This is a genomic window from Stutzerimonas chloritidismutans (assembly GCF_038562055.1).
GTDB lineage: Bacteria > Pseudomonadota > Gammaproteobacteria > Pseudomonadales > Pseudomonadaceae > Stutzerimonas > Stutzerimonas chloritidismutans_A.
The window spans coordinates 77369-90303 of the sequence record NZ_JBCFXD010000005.1 but is presented as its reverse complement, the minus strand read 5'-3'; the positions used below and the strand labels follow the sequence as shown (position 1 = coordinate 90303).

The following is a 12935-nucleotide window of genomic DNA, read 5'->3' as shown; positions in this document are numbered from 1 at the left end:
CTACACCAGCTGCCCGGCATAGGTCGTTATGTACAAAATCGGTTTCGCCTGCATGTACCGTCACCCCGGCCACAGCGAGTCGCTGAAGGAGCTGGAAACCATCGAACGCGCCTTCAATCCGCGAACGACCACGCTGCGCTGGCTCAACAGCGTGTCGCAGGAGGCGGCGCGCGAGAAGCTGAACGGCATCATCGAACACAACCTGATCGCACAGTTGCGCTTGCTCGAATACGTCGAGACGTTGCCACCACCACTGCGCATGTTGCGCCTGAGCAGCGACTTGCTGCCGTTCTACAGTCATCCTGAAGCAGCCGACTTCTACCGTCAGGCCGAGGTGCAAGCGGCGGCGGAAAAAGGCTTTGCTCTGATTGGCGAGCGCGCTCGAGCAGCCGGTATCAGGCTGTCGCTGCATCCGGGTCAGTATTGCGTGCTTGGCTCGGACAAGCCTCAGGTCGTCGAGAACAGCTTGGCCGAGTTCGAATATCACGCCGACATGATCCGCATGATGGGCTTCGGTCAGCAGTTTCAGGACTTCAAATGCAACGTGCATATCGCGGGTCGCCTGGGCGTCGAAGGCATCCGCAGGATCTGGCCGCGACTCTCCACCGAGGCGCGTAACTGCATCACCTTCGAGAACGAGGAAAAGACCTACGGCGTCGACGACTGCCTCCAGCTCGCCGACCTCGCACCAGTGGTACTGGACATCCACCACTGCTGGATCAATGAAGACCGGTATATCGACCCGCAGGACGAACGAGTGGCGCGCATCATCGACAGCTGGCACGGTGTGCGGCCAACCATGCATTACTCGCAGCCCCCGGAGAGCCTGATGGAGCTAGGCTTCAGCGTCGATGAGAAACTGGAAATGCCGGCGCTGCTGGAAAAGGTCAGCAAACGTGACCTATACAGCCACAGCAAACGCATGTGGAATCGCTGGACCAACCTTTATGCCCGTGAATTCCTCGACCGGTTCGACATGATGTTTGAGGCCAAGGACAAGAACCTCGCCACGCAGGACTACTACCGCGATTATCTTGAAAAGGACACTCTTCAGTAGACACCACCGCGGCGCCAGATTGTTTTTCAACTCAGAAAGACGCAGCGCATCAGGTGACCCACTTGAACCATGCCCACACCCCAAACAGCACAAGCCCAGCAATGCCTATGGGCTTGGCATGTCGATTCCAGATATCCAGAGCTGCCTTGCCCGCCACCGCTATCAACAGCGCAAGGCCGAAATAACGAGCCCCTCGGGCGATACAGGCAGCGGCGAGAAAGAGAGCGATGGGATAGGCGCTGGCGCCCGCGACGAGCATGGCGATCTGAAACGGTATTGGGATAATCCCGATAGCCAGGATTGCCATGAAGCCGTCTTCCCGGAACTGCTCGTCGAACTCCTCGTAAGCGGCCTCACCGCCAAAGAACCCGACCAGCGTATCGCCCCATTGATCCATCGCGAACATACCGAGGTAGTAACCCAGTGTGGCTGCGGTCAGATTCCCTGCCAGCGCCACCGTTGCGATACGCCATTTACGGTCCGCGTGGCAAAGCATCCAAGGGATGAGGATGACCTCGATCGGGATCGGGATCAGCAACGTTTCCATCATGGAGGCTAGGAAAAGCAGCGTCATCGCGTGACGTGACTTGTCGAGGCGATCAAGCCAGGCGCGTGCGGAGATCAAGCCAGATTGAGGCATGCAGACAGACTCAGAAGCGGAAAGCAGGGCAAAGGCGCTCTGTTATGGGTATTGATGGGAGTCGCTGAAGCGATCGCACGTTCCCTTGCGCCATCAGGGTGATCGTTATCATTGATGACGTGAGTTGGACGATAAGACGGCGTCTTGGCTGGGGGCGAAGAACTGGAAACAGTGGCAAAGCGGCGCAGGAGGAAAGACAGCAGGTAACCAGAAGGGATGTTTATCCTGCGCGAACCGCACGGGTCAGCGCAGGATGGCAGGTGGTCAGGAATTCCTTAGTTGAATGTCATGCTCCCGACGTCTGGCCAAAATGTCTGCAGCAACGAGCGCCAGTAACGGCAGCACGCCGACCTTGAGGCCCAGCTCCCATGATCCAAGGAACCCAATCAGTACCGCTCCTACAACAACGATGGCAGCAATGCAGTGTGCGCAAAAGCGCCATAATTCGAGTGCAACGACCTGAGCATTCTGGTTGTTGGTCATAGTTAGCCCCTCTTTCTTGTTGTAATAAGCTTTGTACAATTTCAGCGTAGCCAGCATAACGGCTCGTGCAAACACAATTTTGTTTCAAGAATGTGTCTATCTCGCAGGTTCCAGCCGCTTAACCTCCTCCCAACGACAGTATTCACGAGGGCTGCGGCACGCAGTATGGCTAAACAAATGGGCTGCGGATCGTTCTTAACACCTTTTGATTGCTCGACGAGCGGTCTTTATCTTGCCGGACCGCTCTAACTGCCGTGACCTAGATGGAAACGATTTCATCGAGTACGCGTTGCAAGATGTTCAGGGTCCGATCGATGTTTTTCAGTTTCTCAAGACCAAACAGCCCCATGCGGAAGGTCTGGAAATCCGCTGGCTCGTCGCACTGTAAGGGCACACCTGCGGCGATTTGCAGTCCCTGCGCCGCAAACTTGCTGCCGTTCTTGATGCCTGCATCGTCGGTGTAGCAGACCACTACGCCGGGCGCTTCGAATCCTTCGGCAGCCACACTCTTGAATCCCTGTTGAGCCAGCAACGTCCGAACTCGCTGACCTAGCTCCAGTTGCTGCGCGCGAACGGTTTCGAAGCCGTAATCCCGTGTCTCCAACATGACGTCGCGAAATCGCGCCAATCCGTCGCTTGGCATGGTCGCGTGATAGGCATGACCGCCCTGCTCGTAGGCCTGCATGATCTGCAGCCACTTCTTGAGGTCGCAAGCGAAACTGCTGCTCTGTGTCGCCTCGACGCGTGCCTGGGCGGCCTCGCTGAGCATCACCAGCGCGCAGCAGGGTGACGCGCTCCAGCCTTTTTGTGGCGCGCTGATCAGCACATCCACACCGCTTGCCCTCATATCGACCCAGAGCGCACCTGAGGCGATGCAGTCAAGAACGAACAGCCCCCCCACCGCGTGTACCGCATCGCTGACTGCGCGCAGGTAGTCGTCAGGGAGAATGATCCCGGAGGATGTTTCCACGTGCGGAGCGAACACGAGATCCGGCTTATGGGCGGCGATGCTGGCGACGACTTCTTCTATCGGTGGGGGAATGAAAGCAGCTTGCGCCGCCTGAGCCAGCGGTCGAGCCTTCAGCACCGTGGACTGCGCCGGAATGCTGCCCATGTCGAATATCTGCGTCCATCGATAGCTGAACCAGCCGTTTCGGATAACCAGGCAGTTGCGGTCATGCGCGAGCTGGCGCGCGACGGCTTCCATTCCGAACGTGCCGCTGCCGGGCACCACAACAACCGAATGGGCGTTGTAGACAGATTTCAGTGTGGTGGAAATGTCGTTCATGACGCCCTGGAACGACTTGGACATGTGGTTCAGCGATCGGTCCGTGTAGACGACCGAATATTCGATCAGTCCATCGGGGTCGACGCGGGGGTATAGCTCCGACATGAGTTCTCTCCATAGATAGAGGTCTGGCTTCGACCCTGCCCGAAGCATCAGCGCTTTACAAGCACAACCAAAATCCTTCCACAAGGTAGGCACAAAGCCGCGAATTGCGTGAGGGCAAGCCTCGCCTCTCGGGTGGCTTTGCCATGTTTCGATCCGCCACGAGCCAAACCAATTCTCAAATAGTTCAAAAAATATCGATACCGCTTATCGGATTATTCCCAACATCCGAAGCGAGACGGCGTTAACGGTGAATTCAAAAAAATGACGCCACTATTGCTGCCACCGTTACAGCCAGCGGCTTCCAGCCCTCCTCGAAATATGGCGAGCCCAACATTTCAATATCAAATTGATATCAATCTTATAAGTTGACTGTTTTTTGGCGACTTATTAAAGGCGCTTATTGTTTTAGCGATTTAGAAAATAAATTATAACTGTCTAAGCGGAACGGGCGGCCTCGGAAGCCCATTTCGTTTATCCACTGGTTCGTTCTGTTTGTGGTATCCCGCCTGCCTTTGCAGCGCCGCTTATTGATCAACCTCCCCCTGTCGCTTCATCGAAACCTACGTTTCGATGTTTATGATCACGGTGAGCCGATGTTTACCTCATTTGTTTCTAGGGCTTGTAAAGGGCCCATGTCCGCAGTTGCCCTGTCCGCACTATTAGCTTTGGTCCCTGTTGACGGTCTTTACGCCGCTACCACCCCAGCTACGGGTGTCTCGACTGTCTCCTACTCAGCGCTGATCAATAAATTCACCAACAGCTACTGGCTTAATGGCTCTTGGCGGGCCTCGGCGGGTATCTCTGTCGCTGCGACGGCACAGAACATGGCCGCGTTCAAAGTCGGCACCGCGGTAAAAATGGCAGATGGGCAGATTCGAACCGTCACCGCGCTTAAACCCGCGAGCGGGGCGCTTACCGTGTTCATGAACGGCCCGGTGCTCGACGGCAATCTGGTCGGTTATCCCAACAGGCTTCGCGTAAGCACCGTGGCCAGCACTCTGCCGCTGCCAACCGCGCCAAGCCCTGCGCCAGTTTCCCCTGCGACACCTAAGGCGTTGATCAACAAGTTCACCAACAGCTATTGGTTGAACGGCTCCTGGCGGGCCTCAGCAGGTGTCTCGGTCGCTGCGACTGCGCAGAACAAGGCAGCCTTCACAATTGGTGCATCGGTGCGCATGGCAGACGGCCAAGTGCGCACCATCACCTCAGTAAAACCCGCCAGCGGCGCACTGTCCGTGTTTATGGATGGGCCTGCGCTTGACGGCAATCGTATTGGATACCCAAACAAGCTGAGCCTTGTTGCGGCTCCTGCTCTCCTGCCCGCCGGACCCGCATCGCCGATAATCGAGGTCACGCTACCGGCAATCGAGCCTGTTCAACTGGTCGGTGTTGCCCTGTCCGGGGCGGCCTTCGGTCCTTCTGTTTTGCCGGGTAAGCACGGTACCAATTACATCTATCCCGCCGAGTCCTATTACAAGAAGTACGCCGAACAAGGCTTGAAACTGGTCCGATTGCCATTTCTCTGGGAGCGCATCCAACCGCAGCTGGACACTGACCTCGACGCTGCGCAACTGGCATTGCTTACCCAGTCACTCGACTTTGCCCACAAGCACGGCGTCAAGGTTGTGCTGGACATGCATAACTACTATCGCTACTACCGCCAACCGATCGGATCCGAGACCGTACCTATTCAATCGTTCGCCAACACCTGGAAACGTATCGCACTGAAAGTCGGCAAACATCCGGCACTCAGCGGATACGGCCTGATGAACGAGCCGAACACCAAAGGGCTCTGGCCGCAAGCTGCGCTGGCCGCCGCCAAGGAGATCCGCAAGGTTGACCGGACGAACTGGATCTACGTTGCCGGAGATCGGTTCTCCAGCGCCTGGCACTGGCCGCAATCCAACACTCAACTGATCGCGGATCCCTGGATGCGCGACCCAGAAAACAAGTTGATCTTCGAAGCCCACATGTACCTGGACCGTGACACCTCAGGCATGTACGCCGACAAGACTGAAACCTTTGCACCGGAGCTCGGCATCAACCGCGTCAAGCCCTTCGTGGACTGGCTACGGACCAACAACCTGCGCGGTTTCATCGGCGAGATGGGCGTGCCCAACTACGCCCCCGATGCCATCGTTGCAATGGATAACCTGCTCGGCTATCTGCGCGAGAACTGCGTGCCGATGACCTACTGGGCCGGCGGTCCATGGTGGGGCAATTACATTCTTGCCCTGGACGTCGCCGGAGGGGCGGAGCAGCCCCAGTTGGCCGTGTTGCGAAAGCATGCCGCGACCGCGAACAGCTGTGCGGCCGTTGGCGAGCCGATGTAACCGCTATAGCTTTCCGTTCAAACGAACGCCTGACACGTTTTGCGTGTCAGGCTTTTTTTTTGGGTTATCACAGCCTAGCGAGCCACCAGGAACCTTCCGCCCTCTCCCATCCACTCCGTTGCAAAACAAGCGGAACCAATGAAGGCATCAACAGGACGAATCCTTAATGCCTGCTTCAGGTACCCGAAGAGCCGATATCACGTCGCGCCAAACAGCATAGAGAGTCGATCATGACGGAAGAGATCTTGTTGGCAGCGACTGGCCTGCTGGTCTTGCTGACGCTTCTACCGCTATGGAAGAACCCCGTCTGGTGGGTACGCGGGCTGGATTTTCCTCGCCTGCAGCTGTGCGTACTCGCCTCGGCATTGCTACTGGCCCAGGCATTGTTGCTGACCTATTCCGAACCGCTACAGGTTCTGATCAGCGCCCTGGCAATTTTCTGCCTCGCTTATCAGGCGTGGTGGATCATTCCATACACCCGCTTGTGGCGCTCCGAAGTCAAAACCGCCGTCCCAAGCCGCGACAAGCCTCGCATACGCGTCATGGCGGCCAATGTCCTGACGCCGAACCGCCAGACGGACAAGCTCAAGGCGCTTGTCCGTGAATACCGACCCGATATCCTGGTAACGCTCGAAACAGACCAATGGTGGGAGGATCAGCTTGACGAACTGAGCAATGACTACCCTTACTCCTGCCGATGCCCGCTGGAAAACCTATACGGCATGCATGTCTGGTCCCGGTTGCCGCTGGAAAATGCGGAAACCCGTTTCTTGGTCGAAGACGATGTGCCGTCGATGCACGCCAAGGTCCGCCTGAACGATCAGCTGGCGATTCGCATGCATTTCCTGCATCCCGCCCCGCCTAGCCCTACGGAAAACGACGAATCAACCGAGCGCGACGTCGAACTGCTGGTAGTGGCCAAGAGCGTCCGGGACGATCTGGAAGACATTCCGGTCATCGTCACCGGCGACCTCAACGACGTAGCCTGGTCACCCAACACACGCCTGTTTCGCAAGATCAGCGGCCTGCTGGACCCCCGAGTCGGGCGCGGCATGGTCAACAGCTTTCACGCCCAGCACTGGTTTCTACGCTGGCCGCTGGACCACCTGTTTCATAGCCACCATTTCCAGCTGGTACGCATCCAACGCCTGCCGGAGTTTGGCTCCGACCATTTCCCCGTACTGGTCGAACTGCAATACGACCCGGCGCCTGAACAACAGAGCCTTCAAGGCGACAAGAGCGATGAGGCTGAGGCGGAGAATAAGATCAGCGAGGAAGGCGTCAGCGTGACAGATGTGCCTGAGCCCGAAAAGCGTTAAATAGATCCCGTTGCGCGGGTGTGGCTAGCCCTCTGGAAGCAGAGTCGCCTGCGGTCAAGTCAGTGCCGAATTTACCCCGCCATGCGGTTTCGGGTTCAGCACTGGCCGGGCAAGGGACCAACGCTCACCATGGGCTACGCTGAGGAGGAGAGACGGGTCAGCCGACCACGTTCGGACGCGGCTAGCGGCCGACATCACTGACTGCAAATCGCCATGCAGCCGCCAAGGCATCCAGCCTAACCTCACTCCGGAGGACAGCCACATGGTCACCAGCACGCTCGATATCGCGCTCGATGAGGCAATGCGCACTCGACTCGACGAAGCGGCTGGCCGACTCGAACGACCGCCGCAGTGGGTGATCGAGCAGGCGCTGCTGCGCTACCTTGACCAACTCGAAAGTGACAGCGCACAACCAGACGCCGAGCTGATACCGCCCAGCCAGGAGCCTGCGGCTGATGTCTCCCCCGACACCCAGCCTTTTCTCGAATTTGCCGAACGCATCCTGCCGCAGTCGGTGCTCCGCGCTGCCATTACCGCTGCCTATCGCCGCCCCGAACCGGAGGCATTGCCGATGCTGCTGGAGCCGGCGCGATTGTCACCGGAAAAAGCTGAAGCAACCCATCGCCTTGCGCTGCGCATCGCCCAGAAACTGCGTAATCAGAAAAGTGCCGGCGGGCGTCAGGGCCTGGTCCAGGGGCTGCTTCAGGAATTCTCATTGTCATCCCAGGAAGGCGTAGCCCTGATGTGCCTGGCCGAAGCGCTGCTAAGGGTGCCGGACAAAGGCACACGCGATGCGTTGATCCGCGACAAGATCAGCACCGGCAATTGGCAACCGCACCTGGGCAACAGCCAGTCGGTGTTCGTCAACGCCGCCACGTGGGGCTTGATGCTCACCGGCCGGCTGGTGGCCACACACAACGAAACCAGTCTTTCTTCATCACTGAATCGCCTGATCGGCAAAGGTGGTGAACCGCTCATCCGCAAGGGCGTGGACATGGCGATGCGACTGATGGGCGAGCAGTTCGTTACCGGCGAAACCATCAACGAGGCGCTGGCCAATGCCCAAACCATGGAGGCGAAAGGCTTCTGTTACTCCTATGACATGCTTGGCGAAGCGGCGCTGACCGCTGCAGACGCACGCCGCTATCTGACCTCATACGAACAGGCGATCCACGCTATCGGCATGGCTTCGCGCGGCCGAGGAATCTACGAGGGCCCAGGCATCTCGATCAAACTGTCGGCGCTGCACCCGCGCTACAGCCGTGCGCAGTACGAGTGGGTGATGGATGAACTCTATCCGGTCCTGGTGTCGCTGACTCAACTGGCACGGCGCTATGACATTGGCATCAACATCGATGCAGAAGAAGCGGACCGTCTCGAGCTGTCGTTGGCGCTGCTTGAACGGCTCTGTTTCGAACCTTCACTGGCCGGCTGGAACGGCATCGGCTTTGTGATCCAGGCTTACCAGAAGCGTTGCCCCTACGTGGTGGATTTCCTGATCGACCTGGCCAAGCGCAGCCAACATCGTTTGATGATCCGCCTGGTCAAGGGCGCCTACTGGGACAGTGAGATCAAGCTGGCGCAACTTAACGGTCTGGAGGGCTACCCGGTTTATACGCGCAAGGCTTACACCGATGTGTCGTTCATTGCCTGCGCGCGCAAACTGCTCGCCGCGCCGGAGGCGATCTATCCGCAGTTTGCCACGCACAATGCGCACACCCTGGCTGCGGTTTATCACCTCGCCGGCCAGAACTACTATCCCGGTCAATATGAATTTCAGTGCCTGCACGGTATGGGCGAACCGCTGTACGAGCAGGTCGTCGGCAAGGGCGAAGAGCGCCTTAACCGCCCCTGCCGGATCTACGCACCGGTTGGCAGCCATGAAACCCTGCTGGCTTATCTGGTGCGCCGCCTGTTGGAAAACGGCGCCAACACCTCCTTCGTCAACCGCATTGCGGACAAGAGCATCTCGTTGGACGAACTGGTGGCCGATCCAGTAACGACGGTCGAGCAGTTGTTCGCATCGGAAGGCACCCTCGGCCTGCCGCATCCACGAATTCCGTTGCCCCACCATCTCTATGGCGAAGGCCGCCTCAACGCCTGCGGTATCGACCTGTCCAACGAGCAAGGCTGGCCTCGCTTTCGTCCGCCTTGCTTGCCGGTGCTCGCGTACACCTCACCGCCAGCCCATTGCTCGGCTGTGACGCCGTTTCGGCGACCTCTGCTACCCCTTTGCTCAATCCGGCCGACCACCGAGACATCGTCGGTCACGTGCAGGAAGCGAGCGAAGCGGACGTCGATAATGCCCTGCGCTGTGCGCTCGACAGTGCCAGCGCCTGGCGGAGCACGCCGCCGACAGAGCGCGCCGCGGCATTAGAAAAAGCTGCAGAACTGATGGAACAGCGTATGCAGCAGCTGCTGGGTGTACTCATCCGTGAGGCAGGTAAGTCATACGCCAATGCTATCGCGGAGGTGCGTGAAGCCGTCGACTTCCTGCGCTTCTACGGCGCCGAGGTGCGTGACAACTTCCACAACGACACTCATCTCCCGCTCGGCCCGGTAGTCTGCATCAGCCCTTGGAACTTCCCATTGGCCATCTTTACCGGCCAGGTCTGCGCCGCGCTGGGCGCCGGCAATACGGTACTGGCCAAGCCTGCGGAACAGACACCCTTGATCGCCATGCTGGGCGTGCAAATTTTGCATGAAGCCGGCGTACCCAAAAGCGCGCTGCAACTACTGCCAGGGCGCGGCGAAACCGTCGGTGCCCAGCTGATCGCCGACGCGCGCGTTCGCGGCGTGATGTTCACGGGGTCGACTGCGGTCGCTTCGATCCTGCAGCGCAGCCTCTCCGGTCGTCTGGATGAGCGCGGTCGAAGCATTCCCTTGATCGCCGAAACCGGTGGCCAGAATGCGATGATCGTTGATTCGTCAGCATTGGCTGAACAAGTCGTCATGGACGTGATGGCTTCGGCTTTCGACAGTGCCGGTCAACGCTGCTCAGCCCTGCGGGTGTTTTGCATACAGGAGGATGTCGCCGAGAGAGTCATCGGTATGCTCAAGGGCGCCATGGCCGAAGCGCGCATGGGGAACCCGCAGCGCTTGTCAGTAGATGTCGGCCCGGTAATCGACGGCGAAGCGCGCGATAACATCGAGCGTCACCTGCAGGCCATGCGCGACACGGGCCGCCGCGTGCATCAGCTGGCCCGTGTCGACGAGGAGGAGTGTGCACATGGCACCTACGTGGTGCCGACGCTGATCGAACTCGAACGGCTTGATGAGCTGCAGCAGGAAGTCTTCGGCCCGGTATTGCATGTGTTGCGCTACCGGCGCACAGAGCTTGACTCACTGCTGGATCAGATCAACGCAGCGGGCTATGGACTGACGCTAGGGGTGCATACCCGCATCGACGAAACCATCGCCAAGGTCATCGACCGTGCCAAGGTGGGCAATCTCTACGTCAACCGCAACATCGTCGGCGCCGTCGTCGGGGTGCAGCCGTTCGGTGGCGAAGGACTTTCCGGTACCGGGCCCAAGGCTGGCGGCCCGCTGTATCTGTATCGCCTTCTGTCAGAGCGGCCGAGCGATGCACTGATGCGCGCGCTCAACTTTGGCGGAGCCCAAACGCTGCCTGAGGTACGCCGCTCCCCCGCCCAAGCCGATGCTGCAAGGCAGTTTCGGGTCTGGGCCCTTCAAAACGGCCGCGAATCGATTGCAGCATTGTGTGACCGTTACGCCAGTCAATCTCAGAGCGGCACCACGCGCGTGCTTAACGGTCCCACCGGTGAACGCAACAGCTACAGCCTGCTACCGCGCGAACACGTTCTGTGTCTGGCGGATAACACAGACGACCTGTTGATCCAGTTGGCTGCGGTATTGGCCGTTGGCAGCGAGGCAATGATGGCCGATAGACCGTCGGTGCAAGCGCTGCACGGCACGCTCCCGAAAGCAGTTCAGGCCAGGATCACCCTGGCGCCGGACTGGACACTCGATACAACCCGTTTTGATGCGGTGCTGTACCACGGCGACTCCGACCAGTTGCTTGAGATCAGCCAGCAGCTATCGCAGCGCAACGGCCCAATCATTGGCGTGCAGCGAATGATGAGCGGCGACACCGACATTCCGCTTGAGCGACTGTTGATCGAGCGGGCATTGAGCATCAATACCGCTGCAGCTGGCGGCAATGCGAGCCTGATGACCATCGGCTGACCGAGCCGGTTCAACGGCGACATGGGCCGTATCTGGGGATCGGTCTCAGTTTGCTGATCTGCAAGCCCCGGTCGCTGTCTGTGCGCCAGAATAGGCCGCAACGTCTGCGGCATACACCTGCGAGCCGCGTCTGGCGGCGCATTTGGGAGCTTGGTGTTGACGCCCAGAATGACCATTAACACAATCTCATCATGCTAATGCGAACGATTTGTATTTGATATAGCGTTCAGCTTGCCTTAGGATGCAGCCCGCCTGTCAAACCGAGCGTGCCGCCATCCTATGAAAGTTGCCGTCCAGACGAGGATCGCCGTTCACCTAGCGATGCTGATCAACATGCTGTCCATTGGCAGCCTGATGATGGTCATGCCGCTGGGGCCTGATCTCGTGCGCGAACTGGGCATGGAAGCCAGCCATATCGGCTACATCAGCGGTGGCGCGACCTTGGCTGCTGCCTTAAGCGGATTCATCAGTGCGCCTTGGTTGGACCGTTTCGACCGTAAGCACGCACTGGTCACCCTCCTCGTTTTGCGGTTTCTCCTGCTGCTCAGCTGTGCCTGGGCGACTGGGCCCAACCAATTGATTGCGCTCTTCGTACTGTCCGGCCTGGTGGCGGGACCGATGGGCGCAATCCTGATGGCCGCGATGCTCGACTTGATCCCGCCTGCAGCGCGCGGCCGTCAACTCGCCTATGTCGGGATGGGCTTTTCGCTGGCTGCGATCCTGATCACTCCCTCGGCATTGGAATGCTCGATTCGCTGGAACTGGACCGCGCCTTTCTTCCTATTGGGCGGCACCGGACTACTGCTGGCATTACTGTGTCAGTGGTTGCTTCCCAAACCCGTAACCGTTGAGCGCCCGAAAGCCTCGATCAAGTCGCTGCTGACTTCGCGGCTCTGCCTGGTCGCCCTCGGCATCACCTCATTACAGATGTTTGGGCACTTCCTGTTGGTGCCCCACTTCGCCACCTACTTTGAATTCAACCTGGATTTTCCCCGCGCGCACCTTGGCCTGCTCTATCTGTTCGGCGGCGTGGTCAGCCTTGCAGCCATGCGGTTCGGCGGCGCCTGGATCGATCGAGGCAGCGCGGTATCAGTCGTGCTTGTCAGCAGCGGCTGCCTCTCACTGGTGACCTTGCTTGGGTTCGCCGCACCGGTGGGTCTCTCTCTCTACGTCATTTTCACGCTGTTCATGGCACTGAGTGCCGTGCGTACCAACAGCACCATGACCATTGCCGCGGGGGTACCACCAGCTCATCAGCGCGCAGCCTTCATGGCGTTTCAAGGAACAGTTTCAAACGTCGCCGCCGGACTCGGCAGTATGTTTTCGGCGCGCTACCTGAGCGAAGGGCCTCAACACCAGGTGATCGGCTTCGAACAGCTAGCCGCCTTCTATTCAGTCGCGGGCGTCGTGGCGGGTCTCGGCGTGCTCTACCTGCTCTACGGCATCAGACAGCGCGACATGTGCCTCACCTCAACCAAACAACAGGCGGGCTAACCCGTCGCGG

Annotated in this window: 7 protein-coding genes and 1 pseudogene; 5 read left to right on the top strand and 3 right to left on the bottom strand. The window is 58.9% G+C overall.

Annotation, left to right across the window (positions count from 1 at the left end; genetic code table 11):
- Positions 1 to 28: 28 nt before the first annotated feature.
- Positions 29 to 1057 (top strand): UV DNA damage repair endonuclease UvsE, encoded by a 1029-nt coding sequence (gene uvsE / locus AAGW23_RS09885; protein ID WP_342406309.1) that lies wholly within the window; start codon positions 29 to 31, stop codon positions 1055 to 1057.
- Between the two features lie 49 nt (positions 1058 to 1106).
- Here uvsE and AAGW23_RS09880 read toward each other — a convergent pair whose 3' ends face one another.
- The 3 genes from AAGW23_RS09880 to AAGW23_RS09870 all read right to left on the bottom strand — a co-directional run bounded on the left by AAGW23_RS09880 (position 1107) and on the right by AAGW23_RS09870 (position 3573).
- Positions 1107 to 1697 (bottom strand): YqaA family protein, encoded by a 591-nt coding sequence (locus AAGW23_RS09880; RefSeq protein ID WP_342406308.1) that lies wholly within the window; start codon positions 1695 to 1697, stop codon positions 1107 to 1109.
- A gap of 264 nt (positions 1698 to 1961) precedes the next feature.
- Positions 1962 to 2237, bottom strand: a complete 276-nt coding sequence (locus AAGW23_RS09875; RefSeq protein ID WP_342406307.1) for a hypothetical protein — start codon at positions 2235 to 2237, stop codon at positions 1962 to 1964.
- A gap of 202 nt (positions 2238 to 2439) precedes the next feature.
- A complete protein-coding gene (locus tag AAGW23_RS09870; RefSeq protein ID WP_342406306.1) occupies positions 2440 to 3573 on the bottom strand; it encodes an alanine--glyoxylate aminotransferase family protein in 1134 nt (377 codons plus the stop codon).
- A 632-nt stretch (positions 3574 to 4205) separates the two neighbouring features.
- Here AAGW23_RS09870 and AAGW23_RS09865 point away from each other — a divergent pair.
- From AAGW23_RS09865 to AAGW23_RS09850, 4 genes and pseudogenes are all read left to right on the top strand, one after another.
- Positions 4206 to 5906, top strand: coding sequence for a glycoside hydrolase family 5 protein (locus tag AAGW23_RS09865; protein WP_342406304.1), 1701 nt, complete (start codon positions 4206 to 4208; stop codon positions 5904 to 5906).
- A 230-nt stretch (positions 5907 to 6136) separates the two neighbouring features.
- Complete coding sequence (locus tag AAGW23_RS09860; protein WP_342406303.1) at positions 6137 to 7225, top strand: endonuclease/exonuclease/phosphatase family protein; 1089 nt, start codon at positions 6137 to 6139, stop codon at positions 7223 to 7225.
- Positions 7226 to 7487: 262 nt separating this feature from the next.
- Positions 7488 to 11431: pseudogene (gene putA / locus AAGW23_RS09855) on the top strand (trifunctional transcriptional regulator/proline dehydrogenase/L-glutamate gamma-semialdehyde dehydrogenase).
- A 279-nt stretch (positions 11432 to 11710) separates the two neighbouring features.
- The gene (locus tag AAGW23_RS09850) at positions 11711 to 12925 is read left to right on the top strand and encodes an MFS transporter (protein WP_342406302.1); all 1215 of its coding nucleotides are present in this window, start codon (positions 11711 to 11713) and stop codon (positions 12923 to 12925) included.
- Positions 12926 to 12935: the final 10 nt, after the last annotated feature.

Coding starts and splice junctions, on each gene's coding strand:
- AAGW23_RS09850 (WP_342406302.1), top strand. CDS start 11,711: ATGAAAGTTGCCGTCCAGACGAGGATCGCCGTTCACCTAGCGATGCTG.
- AAGW23_RS09880 (WP_342406308.1), bottom strand. CDS start 1,697: ATGCCTCAATCTGGCTTGATCTCCGCACGCGCCTGGCTTGATCGCCTC.
- AAGW23_RS09875 (WP_342406307.1), bottom strand. CDS start 2,237: ATGCTGGCTACGCTGAAATTGTACAAAGCTTATTACAACAAGAAAGAG.
- AAGW23_RS09870 (WP_342406306.1), bottom strand. CDS start 3,573: ATGTCGGAGCTATACCCCCGCGTCGACCCCGATGGACTGATCGAATAT.
- AAGW23_RS09860 (WP_342406303.1), top strand. CDS start 6,137: ATGACGGAAGAGATCTTGTTGGCAGCGACTGGCCTGCTGGTCTTGCTG.
- AAGW23_RS09865 (WP_342406304.1), top strand. CDS start 4,206: ATGTCCGCAGTTGCCCTGTCCGCACTATTAGCTTTGGTCCCTGTTGAC.
- uvsE (WP_342406309.1), top strand. CDS start 29: ATGTACAAAATCGGTTTCGCCTGCATGTACCGTCACCCCGGCCACAGC.